We start from the raw sequence: 18,955 nt of genomic DNA, 5'->3' as shown, positions 1-18,955 counted from the left end.
GGCCCTCGACGCCGAGGCAACGTTTCCGGCGGCTCTATCGCTGGTACACCGGAAGCTGGCGGTACGAGACCGTCAGCGCGAGCACCGTCATCGCGGTGGGGAAGGCGTCGCCCCAGGATCCGTCCTCGTGCTGATGTTCGAACGCGTTCTCGTAAAACTGCTTCGCCCAGTTGACCCAGTAGTCGCCCCCCATCTGGAACATCGCCTGGGTGCAGTAGTAGTTCATGTAGTAGAAGTGCTCGCCGCCCCAGCGGTCGTTGACCTTCCGTTCGAGCAGCCAGTCCGCGGCCCGCGGGAGCTGTTCGCTATCGTGCTGACCGGACAGCGCGAGGCAGAGAATGCCCACGCCGGTCATCGCCGGCTTACCGTTCTGGTAGGGCTGATAGGCGTAGCCCTTCTCTCCCTTCGATTCCTTCGGCTGACACCGCAGGATGAACTCCACCGACTTCGCGATCGAATCGTCCGGGACGGGCGCGCCGTTCAGCCGGGCGGAACGCAGCGCCATGATGGCCCAGCCGGTGAGCGACAGGTCGGCGTCGCGGCTCTCCGGCTCGTAGCGCCAGCCGCCGCGGTATTGCTCGTCCTTTTCGATCTCCTGCGCCTGCAGTATCAGGGCGAGCGCCCGGGCGAGCGCGGGCTCGACCTTCGCCTGCCGCTCGGCGTCGACCATGCCGGAAATTTCCGACAGGAAGAGCGCGCAGATGCAGTGGCCGTACATCTTGTCTTCGCCGGTGCGGGCGAAGTAGCCGCTCGGCTTGCCGTCCTTTTCCTTTTCGCTTTCGAGCACGCGATCGACGCACTTGTCGATCTCCGCGCCGTACGGTCCGTGGCCCGGCGTGTAGCCGGCGGAGAGATAGGCCATACCGATCAGCGCCGGGACCGCGCCGGTGTTGCCGTACTGTCCTGGGTACTCGCCGTTTTCCTTGCGTGCCTGCGCGAGCCAGGCCAGTCCTTTGTCGACGGCGACCTGAACGCGTTCGTCGTACTCGCGCAGCGCCTCCGATTCCTCGTCGGCACGTGCCGACGGAGAGAACGCGCAAGCGAACGCGGCCAGGGTCAGGCCCGCGAGGATCGTCGTACGACGCATTACTTGGCTCCCGGAGCGCGACCGCTGCGACGAGCGATCTCGCGGAAGTAGCTACGGACCATTTCGCGATACTCTTCCGGCGCATCCTCGGCTTCCGCCTGACGGATGCGGTTCTTCAGTTCGCCCGGCAGGCGAGTCCAGTCGGCGACGGAGATGCCGTACTCGTCGAGCTTCTGCTTCAACTCGCCGTCCGTCGTGCCGCCGACGATGCCCAGTTCACCGGTTCCGGGCGCCGCTTGCGACGACGGGGTCGGCGGACCTTGCGACGGCGATCGACCCCGTTGCGGCAGACCTCGCTGCGAGGCGGGCGTCTGCGAAGGCGTCGGCTGACCCGCGGCCGCCGCCTGGGCGGCCGCCGCGGCGAGCGCGTCGGCGGTTCGTTGCGCCGCGGCCGCTGCCGCCGCCTGCTGGGTCGCAGCGCTCGCAGCGTCGGCGGGAGAAGCGTTCGCCTGGTTCGCTGCTCGGGCGGCTTCGAGGGCGGCCATCGCTTCCGCAGCGGAACCGAGCGCTTCGGCCAGACCGGAAGCCATCGCCTCCGACCCGGGAACCGAAGCCAGCGCGTCGGAAGGAGCCGGCGCGTCGGGGATCTGGATCTGTTCGCCCAATTGCTTGAAGGCTTCGGCAGCCGCCTGAAAGGACTCCGCCGCCTGGCCCTGAGATTGGATCGCTTCGCCGCGCGCGGCCTGAGCTTCATCCGTTCCGGCGACCTGAGGTTCGCCTATTTCGGGTGCGGCGCCCTCCGCGCCGGCAGGCGGTTCGTTTTCTCCGGGGCCTTCGCCGGCAGCGACCTGGCCGGACGCTTCCGGCGCGCCCTGCCCGGCGGGCATGCCTTCCGCCGCGCCTGCGTCCTCGGGAGCGCCGGCTTCCGGCGCGGCGCCTTCCGCGGCCCCTGCGGCGGGCTCGGCGCCGGCGAGCATTCCCTCTTCGCCTGCGGCCGCATCCGGCGGAGCGACTTCGGCCAGATCGTCGGCCGCCTGCCCTGCTTCGTCCCCAGCCTGCGCGAGTTCTTCGGCCGCGTTCCTCGCCGCTTCGAGCGCGGGATTCGGCTGGCCCAGCAGATTGAGCGCTTCGGCGACCGCTTGAGCCGTCATCTGCAGGCGTTCCGACTCCGCCGCGACGTCGGCCTGACCTTGCGCGAGCGCCTGGTCGAGGTTGCCTTCCGCGAGAGCTTCCAGCCGTTCCGCGACCGAGCGCTGTCTCGCGGCGAGCGCCGCGGCTTCCTGCGCTAACTCGAACGCTTCGCCGAACGACGGCATGCCATCCTCGGCAGCGCCTTCCGGCATTCCGCCATCCTCGGCAGCGCCTTCTTCGGGCATGCCGCCTTCCGGTGCGCCGTCCTCCGGCGTAGCGCCTTCAGGAACTCCACCCTCCGGCATTCCACCTTCAGGAGCTTCGCCTTCCGGCATACCTCCCTCAGGTGCGGCTCCCTCCGGCATGCCACCTTCAGGATCCCCGCCCTCGGGCATTCCGCCTTCAGGCGCGCCTCCTTCCGGCATGCCAGCCTCGGGGGCTCCGGCTTCGGGGGCAACTCCTTCCGGTGCGCCACCCTCGGGCATTCCCCCTTCGGGTTCTCCTCCCTCCGGCATGCCGCTGTCCGGCGCTCCGCTCTCCGGCATTCCGCCCTCGGGCGCGCCTGCGTCCGGCATCTCGACTTCTGCGCCAGCAGGTTCCGCGCCAGGAGCGTCTTCGGCTCCTGCGGGTTCATCGCCAGCCGCTTCGTCGCTTTGCGCCGGCGCGTCGGGGATGGGCTTGCTCATGGCGAGCGCCGACGCGGCTTCGGCGAAACGTTCGGCCGCCGCGGCGGCCTCTTCGGCTGCGGCGGGAAGGTCGTCCTGATTCAGCGCCTCGGCGACGTCGGCGGCTGCCTCGCCGAGGTCGGAAGCGTTATCCTCGCCTGCGAGGTTCGCTTCCTCCGCATCGTCGTCGAAGGCTTCCGCGTCGGCGGCGATCTGCTGTTGCTCGGCGAGCAGCGCCTCTTTCATCTTCTCGATCAGTTCGTCGAGCTTCGGATCTTCCGCGTTCGCCATCTCGGTCAGGTCTTGCAGCGTCTCCTGAGCGTCGGCGAGACGTTCCGCGGCAGCGGCCAGATCTTCCGCCTGTTCCTTTTGTTCCTGAAGCGCTTCGATGGCCGCGAGCGGCAGTTCCTTGATCGCTTCCGCGATTTCGGCCGCCAGTTCCTCCTGCATCTCCGCGAGCGGTTCGGGAAGGGGCTGATCGAGCGGAGCCGCGGCGATGTCCTCGGCGAGCGCCGCTTCCTGAGCGGCCAGTTCCTCGATCTCCGCGATCTCCTTCAGGTTCTCGTAAGCCTGTTCCAGCGAGGCGAGCAGCGCCTCCGTCCTTTCGATAGCCTTGTCGACGTGGGCGTCCGATTCGCGAGCGCGGTCGGTCCGCTCCGCCGCCATGTCGGTCAACTTGACGAGGCCCGCGGTCTCGCCCGCCATGCGGACGTCGGTCTCCGCCAGATTCGACACCTCGTACTCAAGCGCGGCGTAGGCCGTTTCCAGCATCGTGCCCGACAGATCGAGCAGCGTCGTCTCCGCGGAAGCGATCCGTTCGCGCGCCTCGTCGATCCGAACCAGCGTCGGCTCGGGAAGCGATCCGTCGACGTTCGCCACCTGATCCAGACCGGTCGTCTTCTGATCGGCGCTCTTCAGGTCTTCCAGAACCCGCTGCAGAGCGTCGCGGACGCTGGCGTAGTCCTGGGCGATCTCCTTCTCGAAGTAGGTCTCCGCCGCTTCGTCGAGCGTGATCGTGATTCGCCGGCTGACGGTTTCCTGCGGACCCTTTGGCTCGGGCAGGTTGTCGACGACGCGAAGTTCGACCGTCACGATCTTGTCGCCTGGTTCGACGATCTCCGACAGTCGCAGACGAGACGTCCCTTCGACGACGCGTTCGGTCGCCTTCGAAGAGACGGCGATCGCCCGGGGCGCGAACGCTTCGCCGTCGATCGCGGCGATCAGGTCGACGCGTCCGATGCCGTAGTCGTCCTCCGCCCTATAGGCGAGCGGCAGCGTGTCGTACGGCTTCATGCGGAGGGCTTCCTCCACAGGTTCGGTGATGGCGATCGTCGGCGCCTGATCGGCGAGCGACCTGATCCGGTACTCGACGGGCAGATTGGCGAAGCCGTGCTCGTCGCGCAGTTGCAGCGAATAGATGTCCCCGAGGAGGTACTCCTCCGTCAGAGATAGCTTCCATGTGACGAGCGAAGCGCCTTCAGGTCCCTCCTCGATCGTGCCGGCGATCGACTCGCGACCCGTCACGGTCAGTCCGGCGGACTTGATCGGTTTGTTCAGCTTCGCCGTGAGCGTCACCTCCGTACCGATCAGCGCCTCCAGATCGCCGGTCGCAGATTCCGACGTGCGCGGCGGGATCGCAGCATATTCGGGATACCGGTACTCGACGCGGAACGACTCGACCGCCGGCCGAGGCGTTACCGTGACGTCGTAGTACTGCGTGAGCGCTCCTCCCGAGTTGATGCGATAGCGGAAGCTCTCCTCGACGGCGGCGACGCCGAGGAAGAACCGGGGGTAGCCGTTTTCGTCGGCGGAGAGCGACCGCATCGACTCGCTCATTTCGCGGCCGTCGGCGCCTGAGCGAAAGAGCCTGGCGCTCCGGACGCGAGTGTGCGGGACCAGCGCTTCGATATGCAGGGAGTCGCCGCGGGCGATGACGACGTCGCCGGGCGTGACCTCCATCGCTTCGGCCTGGACATTGCCGACGTTCGCGAAGGGAGCGACGACGCGCGTGACGAGCAGCGCGGCGGTCGACGGCCAGATCGCGAAGACCAGGGCGAAGACCAGCAGGACCGCCCCGAGCAGCGCCGCGAACCGGGCGACGGTCTTGAGGCTGAATTCCTTCTGCGGGTTGACCTCGCCCACCTGCCCGACCGCCTGCTTGGCGAGTTCGGCGATGAGAACCTCCGAGCCCTTCAGTTCCCACGCGTCGCGACTGCTGAGCAGTTCGACCGACGAACTGAGGCGCTCTTCCAGTTCCGGATGGCGTTCCTCGATGATTCGCGCGATCCCGGCGAGCGAGTAGGTTCGCCGCAGCGGAAGGATCAGGAAGACGACCGCCGCGATGAGCGTCGCCCCCAGAAGCGTGAACGAGAGGGCCGCGCGACCCCAGTAGGAGAAGATCGTGATCGTCGCGTCGAACGCCATGCCGACCAGCAGGGCGACGAGCGCGACGAGCGCGACCGCGATCAGTCCGCGGAGAAGCGTCACCATCCGCGCGCGACGAATGACCGCGCGCAGCTTCTCGACGATGGGACGAGGGATGCCTTCCAGCCGGAGATCCAGCAGCAGCGAACTCATACGAGGCCTCCTGTCTTGCGGACGATCCATTCCGCGCTCACGAGCGACACCAGCACGCCCAGAAGCGGCCACCCGTCCCATAACACGATCGATCGAATCTCGAAGGTGGTCTTCGAGCCTTCGGCGAAGTATTCGAGCGTGCGATCCGCGTCGTCGGCTTCGACGACGATGCCTTGTGCCCTGTCCGCGATGCGATGAAGCGCCGCGCGATCGGCGGTCGGATCGATCAGTTCCCGCGCGACGGTCTGCGGCGCGTCGACGGTGATCGTCGATTCGACCGCTTCCTCCGCCTGACCGGCGAAGACGCGCTTCACCTCCGGGCTATCGAGCGCCAGGCGATAGGCGCCGGCCTTCGGGAGCGCTCCGATCTCCGCCCGGTAGGAACCGGGCGCTTCGGGAATGGGGGCGAGCGGCACCGTGAGCGCCAGTTCTTCTCCGCGATAGAGCTTCACCGTGGCCTTCTCGTCGTCGATCGGCTCGAAAAAGGGATCGGTCAGCTTGACCGTCACCTGCACGGGCTGCCCCATCTCGTAGCGCACGCGATCGGCGCCGAGTTGCACGAACTGCGTCCCCGACTGGAGCTTCTCGCCGGCGGCCCAGCGGGCGGCCTGACCCCAGAAGCGGTGATGTCGCTCGTCGCCGACGCGGTATCGCAGGCGCCAGGTGCGATCGGTATTGAGCCCCATCACCCGCCCCGAACCGAAGTTCTGGATCGCGATCAGGGCCCGCTCCTTCTGGTAGGCGTCGCGAAGGATGCGGCGAGCCTCCGCCGCTTCGGGTTCGTCGCCCGGACGGGGCTCGAAGTCCTTCTCCTTCTCTGGATCGCCCGCGTAGGCGAGCACGGCGGCGCCGGGCTTGGCGCCGACGATGGCGTGACGCCAGTCGATCGGCGGAACCTGGTCCCACACGCCGACGCTCGCCTCGGACGTATCGGCCTGACGCATGATCGCATGGCGGACGCCGCTGGGCGTCAGGCGAATGCGGAACGAGTCTTCGGGCGAAGCGAACTGCGACTCCTGCGCCTGCGCGACTTGAAACGGCAGCATCTCCGCCAGCGGCGTATCGACGTAGCGATGCGGCATGGCCTGGGGCCCGGCGATCACGATCAGAGCGCCGCCGCGGCGATGGACGAAGGCGTGCAGGTGCTTCAGCATTTCGTCGGTCAGATGTTCCCGTCCGACGTCGCCCAGGATGATGACGTCGAACTTCAGCCACTCCGCTTCGTTCTCCGGAGCGTGCGTGGCTTCGATCTCGTTCGCTTCGCGCGAGGCCGAGGCGAACACGCGCGGCCGATCGCCCTGCCCTTCCAGTCGATCCGGGTCGAACAGCACGGTCTGAAGCTGCACCCGCGCGTCGCGACCGGCGAAGAGGTTCCGCAGGTAGTTGTATTCCCAGCGGGGACGACCCTCGAGGAGCAGGATCTCCGTCCGATCGTCCGTTACGGCGACGGAGAACGACCGCTCGTCATCTTCGGTGAAGGCCTGCTTCTCCGCGGCGTCGGCGCCGACCGGTTCGAGGGCGACGCGATATTCCTTGAGACCCTTCGTTTCCGGCGAGTGTTCCAGCCGTACCGACGTCGCGAAATCGTCATGCGCCACGTCGAGCGTCCGCTCGGCGACGACGTCCTCCCCGTCGTAGAGCTTCGCACGGACGGTGCGGCCCTTCATGCCGGTCAGCTTGAGCCGAACTTCGACCGGGAGCAGATCCTCCGCCATGATCGTTTCGGGCGATTCGACATCGACGATCGACGCGTTCACCGGCGGACGCGAACTGCCGACGGCGAGGGCGGAGACCGGCACGCCGTCGCCCGCGAGTTTCGCGGCAGCCGCTTCGACGTCCGTCGGCGCCGTGTTCCTTCCGTCCGTCACCAGCAGCACGCCGGCCAGGCTCTCCCGCGGAATCTCCTTCCGCACCCGCTCCAGCGCCCCGGCCAGGTCAGTCAGCCGGCGCGAGGCGTGTTGGTCAGCTTCCGGCGCTGCGGCGGCAGCGGCGGAGTCAACGCCCGAAGCAAGCTCCGCTTCGCCAGCGTTTTCCTGAGCGGCAGCTTCCCCCGCAGACGGAGTTTCCGCCGTCTGGCGCGAGATGAGCGTCGTGGCAGGCTTGTCGCTGGACCACTCCGCGACGTCGACCTCCGCGACGTCGCCGTCGAAACGAAAGAGCCGGACTTCGTACCCCTGCTGGATCTTGTCGAGCAGGCCGGAGGAGTCCTTATCGTTCTGCGCGAGGAGTACGGCCCGTGCGATGTCGGCCCGGCTGCGTGCCACGAGGGCGTCGACTTTCTGCGTCGTTTCGGGTGGAAGCGACGCGTAGAACGCGCGATCGACGCCGTCCACCAGGCCCGGAAGCTTGGCGGTCACTTCGCGTATCGCCGCGGCTGCCGAATCGAGCTGTGCGCTCAGTCCCTCCGCATCGACCGTCCCCTCCCCCATCGCGCGATCGGTCTCCGTCAGCTTTCCGATCACGTCCGTTTCAAGCCGACGCTTCTCGGTATCGAACGAAGCGAGCAGGTCGGCCGGAAGTTGCAGGTTGATCCGCGACAGATCGTCCAGACGCTCGACCTGGCGCTGGGCAAGGCTCTTCGCCTCCTGAAGCGATTTGGCGATGGTCGCCTGCCTCAGGCGGAAGTCGGTTTCCGCAGATGCGTCGGTCAGCGTGGTACTGGCGCCCATGCCTTCGGCGGCGGCGCTCAGCTTCCCGGCCTCGCGATCGAGCTCGCCCGCGACCGAGTCAAGATCGTAGGGAGGGGGGGCGACGTCGGGTTCGAACGCACGGACGAGCCTGAGCTTCTCCGACGCGGTGAGCTGTTCGTCGACGAGCTGCATCGATTCGGAATCGTCGAGCAGGATCGCGACGTAACGATCGAGGCGATGCGGAATCGACCAGACGAACTCGGGCTGCAATAGCATGACGCCGAGGACCAGCAGCAACGCGGCGCGCAGCGACGTGAGGACGATCCCCTTCGTCGGGGTGACGAAATCGCGCTCGCGTCGGTAGAGCCAGACGACCGCTTCGACGGCGACCGCGATCAGCAGACAGATGGCCGGAATCGACCAGCTCGTCATGAGACTGACGAACCGCGAAAGCGCGCTGCACGCCAGCCAGAGCGCGAAGGCGCCGAGCGCGACCCGCCCTGCGAACGCGACCACCTTCAGGATCCTGCCGGGCAGCAAGCGGTCGAGAAAATGACTGGCGACCCAAAGCGACAGGGCCGCCAGCGCGACCGGCACGACGAGAATCGTCGGCCACGCTTGCGAGACCAGGTCGGCATGTTGAACGGCGGCGTCCATGTTCGGAATGCTCTTCGCTTCAGGCTAAGGAGCTTTTCCGCAGCGCTCGAAGCGCGGCGGAGTTCTCTGCGGCAGTCTCAGTTCGCGCCCCGTACGGAGGCGAGGAATTCGCGGGCCCGATCCTGGAACGTCACGAGTCGATCGCCTTCGGAAACGAAGTCGACCGTTTGCGTCGCTCCCAGCTTTCGCTGGCCCGCGATCCAACGCGAGGCGAACGACTCGGCCAGCACGACGCCCACGGCACACAGGGCGAGGTACTTCCAGATTTCGTGGCCCGGAACGTCTCCCACGACTGCGGCGACCATCTGTTCGGTATCGGAAGCGCGGAACCAGTCGAGACGCTTCGCGGCGATCGACTCGTCGGCCTCGCTCAGCGGTTCCAGGCGACCTTCGTCCGGCGAACCGGCGATCGACAGCGGAAGCGAAGCGCCTGCAGCGTCCGACGCTGCGGAGGGAGCCGCTTCGGCCGAGTATCGCAGTTCCGGACGCGACGAGAGATCCAGGCGATAGACCCCGGGCAGCGTCGCACCGGTGATCGTCGCGAGCGAGCCGCCGTCGCCCGGTTCGAGCGTCGCCCGCTCGGTGCGACCGTCGGGAAACGTCACCGGGACGGTCGTCGCCGCGTTCGCTTCGTCGCCGGCGGAAGTCTTCGCCGGGATGAACAGGGCCAGCGACTTCGAGGGGGCATGATTCGGTTCGACGTCGCCGAGCGCTGCGACGGAGTAGACGAGTTCGTGAATGAACGGCAGGAAGGAGACCTGCGCCGGAAGCGAATCGCCGCTGCCGTCGAGCGCGACGGAGGTCATCAGTACGCGACCTCGTCCGAGCGTCCGCTCGACGAGGAACGGATCGCCCTGATCGAGTCGTCCGCCGACGGAGACCGCGGGGTCGTTCTCGAACGGCGCCAGGCGCCAGTAGGAGGAAACGACTCCGCCCGCGAGATCGCCGCGGCTGGCGTCGACCAGGCGCTTCAGCGCCGGATGGGTGAAGCTGTCCGGAGCGACGTGCGCGGTGCCGGAGCTCTCCTCGATGACGATCCGTTCGCCCAGCCTGGCGGGAACCGCCGGCTCACCGTCCGCGAGCTTCCATTCGTCATAGAACGCGGGCTGACTTCGCGCGCCCGGAACGATCAGCAGACCGCCTCCCGAACGCACGTACTGAGCCAGTTCCGCCGCCACGTCGGCGCCGACGCGGGGAACGTCCACCAATAAGACGGCGCGGTAGTCCGAAAACGGCGTCGAAGCCTTTACGTCAGGCGCGGCGATTCGCGTCACTCGAGTCAGCCGACGGACCGCCGTCTGACCGGCGACGCTTTCTTCGGAAGGCGGCGACAGGGCGATCTCCAGAAAGGTCGCGGCGCCGATCGTATTCGTGCCGGAGCCCGAGCCGTCGATCAGCAGAATCGGCAACTCGTCCAGCGACGTCGCGACGCGGGTCTGCGAATCGTCCGCTGCGAGATCGTCTTCCGCGAGCAGACTCGCTCGCAGGACGTGCGAGCCGCCTTTCGCGAAGCGATGGCGGAAGACCGCCTCCGCCGTCTCGCCCGGCTCGATGGGGGGAACGTCGGCGGAGATCGGGGCGCCGTCATTCACGCGAAGCTGCACGCCCGCGGGTTTGACCGGCTGAAAACCGGCGTTCAGAACTCTCACGCGCACCTCGGCGTCCCGGTCCGGTCCGATGACGTCGCGGGAGAGATCGATCGAGACGACCGCCGCGTTCGAATACTGTTCCGGCAGCGGCAGGAACCTCGCCACCACCTTGGGGCGTGTCGGCAGACGATCGAGCGTCTCCGAAAGGAAGTCCCACCGCGCGGGCTGATCGGCTTCCCACCCGCGATTCTGGCCGTCCGAGATGACGACGATCTTCTTCGAGGGGTTCTCGCCCGCGGCGAGCGCGGTCGCGGCGGCGGAGATGGCGTCGACCGGCGCGAATTCGCCGCCGACCGGCTGCAGCGATTCGAAGAGCTGGTTCAGTTCGCCGCGAACGCTCACCGGCTCGGGCGTGATGACCTTCGTTTCGGCGCCCGCGATCAGGATCGTCACGCGATCTTCCGGACGGAGCGACTGCGTCAGACGCCGCGCTTCCTCGACGGCATTCTGAAAGTTCGACGCGTCGCCCGACGTCACGGTCATGCTGTCCGAGCCGTCGATCACGATCGCGACGTCCTGCTCGGTCCCGGTCTTCCAGGTCTCCGCATGCAGCAGTTGCTGGTTCCAGGCGAGAAAGCCTGTCCCGACGACTACCGCGGCGAAGGCGCCGAGCAGGCCCCAGCGCCACATCGGATCGCGAGCCACGATTCCCGCGAGGGCGACAAGGACCGTCGCGATCAGAATCAGCGGAATCAGAACCAGCCACGACACGCCCGCGCCGGCGGGAAGAAACGGCCGCGCGAAGGCCAGCACGATCAGCCCGGCCAGCAGGCACCGCAGGGCCATCAGGATCAGTTCTTCGATCAGGATCTTGCGTTTGCGATTTACCAGCGAGTTCCGCAGGAACTGCATGGCGCCCCAGTCGATCGGCTTCGCCTTGCGACGGTTGAACAGGTGGATCGCGATCGGGATCACGACCGCCGCCAGGCCGAACAGGATCGAGAGGTTGACGAACGTCATGGCTCGCGTCGTACCGGGGCGGCAGGGTCGAACAGGGGCAATCGTCGTGCAGCGGTCAGCATCGATGCGGCAGACGCGAATTTACCTGCGAGAGGCGAGGAAGCTGGCCAGCGCCGTGTCGAACGGCGTTCGCGTATTCATCGGGACGTAGTCGATCTTCAACTGGCCGCAGGCGGTCTCGATCCGCTGTACGTGACTTCGCACGCGTTCGAGATACTCCGCCCGCACGGTCGCGGGGTCGAGTTGTTCGTGCGAGCCGGGCGCTTCCAGGTCGCGGAAGTCGCTCCACGAATCGAACGGAAACGTCAGCTCTTCGTCGGCCATCACGTGCAGCAGCATCACTTCGTGACGGCGGAAGCGGAAATGGTGCAGCGCCTGAATCAGAGCCTCGGGATCGCCGAACAGGTCGCTCAGGATCACGACAAGGCTGCGGCGATGAACCTGCTCCGCGATGTCGTCGAAGATCGGACCCATGTCCGTTTCGCCGCCTGCTTCCAATCCGTCGATTTCCGTCAGCAACGTTCGCAGGTGACGGGCGTTGGAGCGCGGAGGAAGCTGAGCCTTGATCTTCGTGTCGAACGAGACCAGCCCGACGGCGTCCTGCTGATGGACCAGCAGATAGGCGATCGAGGCGGCCAGATACCTCGCGTAATCGAACTTCGAGACGGGCCGTCCGTCGATCTGCGCGGCGCGGTCGCCGGCGTAGCTCATCGAGCCGGAGGCGTCGACCAATAGCACGGAGCGAAGATTCGTCTCCTCCTTGTACTGCTTGACGTAGTAGCGATCGCTCTTCCCCAGCACGCGCCAATCGAGATCGCGGAGGTCGTCGCCCGGCACGTACTGCCGATGCTCGGCGAACTCGACGCTAGTCCCCTTGTAGGGGCTCTGGTGACGGCCCGTGATGAAGCCTTCGACCACGCCCCGCGCGAGCAATTCCAGTCGCGCGACGCGGTCGAGCGCGTCGGGACGGAGGAGTCGCGAGGCGGCGTTGGTTTCGCTGAGCGACATGAAGACGCCTGGCTAGTCGGACGAGAACGCGGAAGGAGGAGAGCGTCGCGAGTGCGCCGAATCACGACGAACTCGCGAGGTGGAGAACCGATCAGGCGGCTGCCGCGGTCCGAGTTTCCTGAATCAGGCGGCGAATCACGTCGTCGCTGGTCACGCCCGCGGACTGTGCCTTGAACGAGGGCGAGATGCGGTGACGAAGGACCGGCAGCGCGACCGCTCGGACGTCTTCCGTCGTGGCGTGGTAGCGACCGTACAAGATCGCGCGAGCCTTCGCCGCCAGGATCAGGTTGATGCCGGCCCGCGGGCCCGCGCCCCAGTCGATCATGTCCTTCACGAACGCCGGCGCGTCGGGATCGCTGGGCCGAGAGTTCCGGGCCAGATCGCGGGCGTAGTCGATCACATGATCCGCCGCGGGGACGCGACGCACGATGCGCTGCAGGCGGATGATGTCCTCGCCGCTCAGGACGGGCGTCACTTCGGAGCTATAAGTTCCGGTGACCTGCTTGATGATCTGCGATTCCTCGACGGCGGTCGGGTAGTCGACGATCACGTTGAACATGAACCGGTCGAGCTGCGCCTCGGGAAGAGGATACGTCCCTTCCTGCTCGATCGGGTTCTGCGTCGCCATCACGAAGAACGGCTCAGGCAGCATGTAAGTCTGCTCGCCGATGGTGCAGTGACGCTCCTGCATCGCTTCCAGCAGCGCGGCCTGCGTTTTGGGCGGCGTGCGGTTGATTTCGTCCGCCAGAACCATGTTCGAGAAGAGCGGGCCATGCACGAAGCGGAAGACTCGCTTGCCCGTCGTCTTGTCTTCTTCGAGCACGTCGGTCCCGGTGATGTCCGCCGGCATCAGGTCGGGCGTGAACTGCACTCGCTTGAACGACAACTTCAACGACTGCGAGATCGTGCTGACGAGCAGCGTTTTCGCGAGTCCCGGAACGCCGACGAGCAGCACATGACCGCGGCAGAAGAGCGAGATCAGGACCTGCTCCACCACGTGATTCTGTCCGACGATCGTCCGAGCGAGCTGCTCGGTCATGCGCTCGTAAGCGCCGGCAAGTTCCTTGATCGCCTGAACGTCTTCGGTCTGACCCGCGTTGCCTTGCGACATCGAGCGGCTCTCCGTCTGGTTGGGAAGTGGTAGGGAAGAGAGGCGAATACGCCGCGACCCGACTCTACAAAGAGCGGAAGGCGACGCGTCGTTTCAGGAAGGAGAGTAGCGGTTCGCCCGGCATTCGACGGGCGACTGCCGCGTTCGCGATCGCTGACGACCTGCATCGGGTAGGTCGTTGCGAAGATTGATGGTCGTCGATCGCGAAAACGTATCGGGAGGAGAGGAAAGATTTTGAGGTTTTTAGAAGGAGAAGCGGACTGCCGCGACGCATCCGACGACGGCGATCCAAGCCGTTCAGCATACTCTATCGAACGGGCAGCCGTAGTGGATCGCTCGGGCGCGTCGTTTCGTACCCTATTTTCTCCGGGAAGTTCTCGCTGAATTCAGGCGTTCGCGTCCGCGGTCTCGGGCGAACGTTCGGCATCGCTCGTCGCCTCCCATGCCTCCCGGATGCGGCGGGAGAAGTCCGGAGAAGGACGCGACCGGCAGGCGACTTCTGTCACGTCCGCTCGCTGGCGAATCTCTTCGAAGCTCAGCGTGCCGCAGTCGATCAGGCCGTGATCGTACGCCACGCGATCCGAAAGACCGGTGAGCAGAATGCGGGGCGAATAGATCGAGAGCTTGCGTTCCAGAATGCGGTTCGCTTCGCAGACCAGGTTGGACGTGCAATTGTTGACGAGCGAGTGATAGAACTCGGGGCGCTCAGCCAGCCGATTCGCTCGGTCCAGCACGCCCAGGATCAGTTCGCGTGCGGCCGCGCAATCCGTTCGCATGCGATAGAGGTAAAGCCGGGAGCCGCCGCAAAGCAAGTCGTAGCCGACCGCGTGACGCTCGTCGCACAGGAAGTAGATCAGGCCGTACTTCTTGAACATCCCGGCCAAGGCATCGAACGGAGTACCGTCGGGCCGCCGCGACTGCACGCTGACCCCGAGGACTCCGTCGTCGCCGAAGTCGAACGCGGCATACGTATGGCCGAGTACGTTGACCCCCTTGAAAGGCTGCACGCCGAACCAGACCGAGTCGAGCTTCGACAGATCGAACGATCGCTCGCCGTACTCGAAGCTGGCGACTTCGTTCTCCAGCTTCAGCGCGCCGTAGTTCGTGATCGTGATCCGATCGCCTTCGACGTTCGCTCGCGGCATCGGCGGCTCGTTCGAAGCGTGGGCCAGCCGATGCTCCGCTCGGTAAAACGTCCATCCGACGCCGATCGCGAGCAGCGCGCAGCCCGCGACTCCCGCCGCGGTCCAGTCGCCGCCCATCCAGATGACCGCCGCTCCGAGCGCGAGCGGGAACAGCGCCGAAGCGGCGACGCGCCCCGTCTTCGCGATCCGGGGCAGATGGAACAGGACCAGCGTCGCCCAGAGAGCGCCGAGTCCGAGCGCGACCCACACCAGGACGAACGCGATCGTTAGAAGTACTTCGCTCATGATTCGTGAAGGAATGCCGTTTCGTTCGTTCGCGTGAATCGGAATTCGCCGGAGACATCGGGCGTTCCGGTTCGTTTCTTCAACGCAGGCGCCGGCCTATACTGACGCCGCCCGCCTGCTCTCCTCTTCGCCGCCGTCGCGTTCGCCGAATTCATTTCGCGAGCGGCGTCTCTGCCCCCGTCCCCTTCGGGAAATTGCTCATGCCCGCGCGAATGGACCGCCGGACGTTATTGCGAGCTGCCGGGGTCGGCCTGGCGCTTCCGCTCCTCGACGCGATGCGACCCGCTCACCGGGCGGACGCGACGCAGCCGGGAACGGGCCTCGACGGCCCTCCCCGAAGGATGGTAGGCATTCAGACGAACATGGGCATCCTGCCCCAGTTCTTCTTTCCGGAAGCAGCCGGTCCGGAGTACCAGGCGACGCCCTATCTCGAACGGTTGAAGGAGCATCGCGATCGTTTCACCGTTTTCTCCGGCGTCAGTCATCCTGACGTGACCGGCGGGCATGCGGCGGAGAAGTGCTTCCTGACCGGGACGCCGCGGCCGGAACGCGGCGGCTTCCGAAACTGGATCTCGCTCGACCAGTTCGCCGCGGAACAGTTCGGGAACCGCACCCGCCATCCTTCGCTGACGCTGGCCGTGAGCGGCGAGAACCATGCGACGCTCAGCTACACTCGCAGCGGAGCGCCGATACCTGCCGAGCGCAGCCCTCGAAAGCTGTTTCAGACGCTCTTCCTGCAGGGCGACCCTGCCGAGGTGGACTCCCGCGTCGAGGACCTTAAGCAGCGCCGCAGCACGCTCGACTTCGTGGCGGATCAGTCGCGCCGGCTTCAGCGAACGCTGGGGAGCGAAGACAAGCAGCGGATCGAGCGTTACTTTTCCGCCGTTCGCGACCTGGAGAATCGGCTGCATAGCGCGGAGGAATGGGAATACCGGCCTAAGCCGGTCGTCGACGCCCAGGCTCCCGAGGATATCGAGGATCAGCGGGAGTTCGTCCGGAAGACGAAGCTCACCTTCGACGTGATGAAGCTGGCGCTGGAGACCGATTCGACGCGCGTGATTTCGCTCTTCATCGACACCACGGTCATCCACAACATCACCCACCACGGCAACCGACCCGAGGCGATCGCTGAACTGCGCGCGAAGGAAGAAGGACAGTTCGACGTCCTGGCCGAGTTTCTGAGCTCGCTCGCGTCGACCGAGGAGCAGGGCGAAACCCTGCTCGACCGGACGACGGTCTTGTACGGCACGTGCATGGGAAGCGCGAACTCCCACGCGAACGACAACCTGCCGATGCTGCTCGCTGGCGGGGGCTTCCGCCATGGCAAACATTTGGCCTTCGATCGCGAGAACAACTATCCCGTCGCCAATATCTTCGTCTCGATGCTGCAGCGGATGGGGATCGAAGCGGACGCCTTCTCGACCTCCACCGGCACGGTCACCGGACTGGAGATGGTATGAGCTCGCTTCCTCCGATCGCGTTCGTCGCTGCGTCGGCGATCGCGTTTGTTCTGTTCGCTCCCTTCGCGTCAGCGGTCGAGACGTCAGCGGAGAAGTCGTTCCTCGCGAACAACTGTCTCGCCTGTCATGACGGCGCGACGCAGGAGGGAGGGCTGGATCTCTCGGCCTTCGATCTAGCCGAAGTCACCGATCCCGCCGCGTTCGCTCGCGCGGTCAAGGTGCACGATCGCGTCGCGTCGGGCGAGATGCCGCCTGCCGACGCGGATCAGCCGAGCGACGGAGCACGGTCGGCTTTCGTCGGGACGCTGTCGGCGCGACTTCTCACGACGGAACAGGCGCGACGCGCCGCCGAGGGACGAACGACCATCCGCCGTATGACCAGGGCGGAGTACGAGAACACGATGCGCGATCTGTTCGACCTGCCTGGCGCGGCGCTGCAGAACGATCTCCCTGGCGACGGCACGGCACACGGATTCGACAAGAACGACGAGGCGCTCGACGTGTCGCACGTCAATCTCGCGAAGTACCTGGAAGCTGCGGACAAGGTTCTGGATATGGCGATCGCGACGCGGGCCGAGCCGCCCGCGGTGCAGAAGCAGCGAATCTCGCTCGCGAACAAGGGTTCCGGCGTCGCGCACGTGATGCTGCACGGCGACGCGGTGATGCTGAAGAACAAGGGCCCCGATCCGGACTTCCCTCCTGCCGGCGCCTACGAGCACATCGATCAGGGCGCCCATGAACGGATGGGGATGTACCAGAGCGACAGTTCCGTCGGGCTGTTCCGGCACGAAGACGAATCGTTCCAGCCCTACTTCCTGGAGTTCGCGACGCTCTACCCGGGACGCTACCGGATCCGCACGTCGCTGTGGGCATGTCAGTGGGACAAGGGATCGGTCCTCCCGGCCCGCGGTACGGAGGTCGCACGGCTGACCGCGGTGCAACTCACCGGCGACGGGCGCCACACCGGGCATCCCAGCCGCGTCCTCGGATACTACGATGCGCCTTCGCTTCAGGAGCAGGTCCATGAGTTGACCCCCTGGCTCAACTACAAGGAGACGATCGGTTTCAATGCCGCGTCGCTGGCCCCTGGCGCTCAGACCCGCGGCCAAGATCGCGCGATGGGCTTCACCGGCCCCGGAATCGCCTGCGACTGGCTGGAGATCGAAGGTCCGCTACACGACGAGTGGCCGCCGAAGGGTCACCGCCTCCTCTTCGGGGATTTGCCCCTCGTCGAGTTCGAGTCTGAAGATCACGAAGGCGCGCGACCCCCGCAGCGGACCCCGCTACGCCAGGAGATCGTCCACGTTCTGAACCGGCCCGATCCGGATCCCGGCATCTGGACCTTCGTCAGCGAGAATCCGGAGGCGGACGCGGATCGGCTTCTGGCTTCGTTCCTGCCGAAGGCCTTTCGCCGACCGGTCGACGACGAAACCCGCTCGGCTTACTTCGCGCTCGTGCAGGAGCGTCTGGCGTCCGGCGACTGTTTCGAAACGGCGATGCGTTATGCCTACCGCGCGGCGCTGGCGTCGCCCGACTTCCTCTACCACGTGGAGCCTGCGGGGCATCTGGACGATCACGCGGTCGCGAATCGTCTGGCGTACTTTCTCTGGAACTCGATGCCCGACAGGGCGCTGCTCGAACTGGCGGATCAGGGAAAGCTTCGGGACGAAGCCGTTCTTCGCGAACAGACGGAACGGATGCTCGCTGACCCGAGGTCGGAGCGACTGGCGGAAGACTTCCTCGGACAGTGGCTCGATCTGCGCAAGATCGCGGCCAACGATCCCGATCGGACGCTCTATCCCGAGTTCAGCGCCTACCTGCAGGATTCGATGCTGGCGGAGAGCCGCGCGTTTTTCCGCGAATTGCTCGATGAAGACCTGCCGGCGACGAACGTCGTCCGGTCGAGCTTCGTCATGATCAACGAAAAGCTGGCGGTTCACTACGGAATCGAGAGCGTCGTCGGTTCCTCGATCCGGCGCGTCGAACTGCCGCCTGATTCTCCGCGGGGAGGGTTCCTCGCCCAGGCGGCCGTTCTGAAGGTGACGGCGAACGGGACGACGACTTCGCCGGTGCCGCGCGGCGCGTTCGTCACGGCGCGGATCCTGGGTCAGCCGCCCGAGCCGCCGCCGCCGAACACTGCCGCGATCGAGCCCGACGTTCGCGGCGCCACGACGATCCGAGAGCAGCTCGACAGGCATCGGGCGGACGCGTCGTGCGCGGTATGTCACGTCAAAATCGATCCGCCCGGCTTCGCGCTGGAATCGTTCGACGTGATCGGCGGATACCGCGGGCGCTATCGTTCGCTCGGCGAAGGCGACCCGGCGCCGCGAGGCGCCATCGATCCGTTCATCGGCATCGGATTTCGCCTCGGACCCGCCGTCGATCCCTCCGGCGTTCTTCCCGACGGACGACCCTTCGACGACGTTCGCAGTTATCGCGATCTGCTCGCGGCGGACGAACGGCGGTTGCTGGCGAATCTTGCGCAGCAGTTCGCCGTTTACTCGACCGGACGAGGGGTCGGCTTCAGCGATCGAGCGGCGATCGACGCCGTCGTCGATGCGACGCTCGCGCAGGGAGGCGGCGTCCGCACCTTGATCGTCGAACTGGTCGCCTCTGGCCTCTTCCGCGAGAACTGAATGGGAGCCGTAAC

9 protein-coding genes are annotated in these 18,955 nt (G+C 66.3%); 2 read left to right on the top strand and 7 right to left on the bottom strand.

Annotated features, from left to right (window positions below; all coding sequences use genetic code 11):
- Positions 1-34: 34 nt before the first annotated feature.
- The 7 genes from SH602x_RS17435 to SH602x_RS17405 form a co-directional block, all read right to left on the bottom strand.
- A complete protein-coding gene (locus tag SH602x_RS17435; RefSeq protein WP_479473531.1) occupies positions 35-1,087 on the bottom strand; it encodes a prenyltransferase/squalene oxidase repeat-containing protein in 1,053 nt (350 codons plus the stop codon).
- Positions 1,087-5,400, bottom strand: coding sequence for a DNA polymerase III subunit gamma/tau domain-containing protein (locus SH602x_RS17430; protein ID WP_479473530.1), 4,314 nt, complete (start codon positions 5,398-5,400; stop codon positions 1,087-1,089). The genes SH602x_RS17435 and SH602x_RS17430 overlap by 1 nt, the downstream gene beginning before the upstream one ends.
- Positions 5,397-8,687: a hypothetical protein gene (locus SH602x_RS17425; RefSeq protein ID WP_479473529.1), complete on the bottom strand. Its 3,291-nt coding sequence runs from the start codon at positions 8,685-8,687 to the stop codon at positions 5,397-5,399. Before SH602x_RS17425 ends, SH602x_RS17430 begins: the two co-directional genes overlap by 4 nt.
- A 77-nt stretch (positions 8,688-8,764) precedes the next feature.
- Complete coding sequence (locus tag SH602x_RS17420; protein ID WP_479473528.1) at positions 8,765-11,296, bottom strand: BatA domain-containing protein; 2,532 nt, start codon at positions 11,294-11,296, stop codon at positions 8,765-8,767.
- Between the two features lie 81 nt (positions 11,297-11,377).
- Complete coding sequence (locus tag SH602x_RS17415; protein WP_479472255.1) at positions 11,378-12,304, bottom strand: DUF58 domain-containing protein; 927 nt, start codon at positions 12,302-12,304, stop codon at positions 11,378-11,380.
- Positions 12,305-12,395: 91 nt separating this feature from the next.
- Entirely contained in the window at positions 12,396-13,415 is a 1,020-nt protein-coding gene (locus tag SH602x_RS17410; RefSeq protein WP_479472256.1) for an AAA family ATPase, read from the bottom strand.
- A gap of 386 nt (positions 13,416-13,801) precedes the next feature.
- Complete coding sequence (locus SH602x_RS17405; RefSeq protein ID WP_479473527.1) at positions 13,802-14,845, bottom strand: lipoprotein N-acyltransferase Lnb domain-containing protein; 1,044 nt, start codon at positions 14,843-14,845, stop codon at positions 13,802-13,804.
- A gap of 200 nt (positions 14,846-15,045) precedes the next feature.
- On the opposite strand from SH602x_RS17405, the gene SH602x_RS17400 reads away from it, so the two are divergent.
- Both SH602x_RS17400 and SH602x_RS17395 read left to right on the top strand, forming a co-directional pair.
- Positions 15,046-16,305: a DUF1552 domain-containing protein gene (locus SH602x_RS17400; protein WP_479473526.1), complete on the top strand. Its 1,260-nt coding sequence runs from the start codon at positions 15,046-15,048 to the stop codon at positions 16,303-16,305.
- On the top strand, positions 16,302-18,941 hold the full coding sequence (locus SH602x_RS17395) for a DUF1592 domain-containing protein (protein WP_479473525.1): 2,640 nt from the start codon (positions 16,302-16,304) through the stop codon (positions 18,939-18,941). Before SH602x_RS17400 ends, SH602x_RS17395 begins: the two co-directional genes overlap by 4 nt.
- Positions 18,942-18,955 lie beyond the last annotated feature (14 nt).

The sequence above is a fragment of the Lignipirellula cremea genome (assembly GCF_056501455.1).
This window is presented reverse-complemented; position numbering and strand designations above follow the sequence as displayed.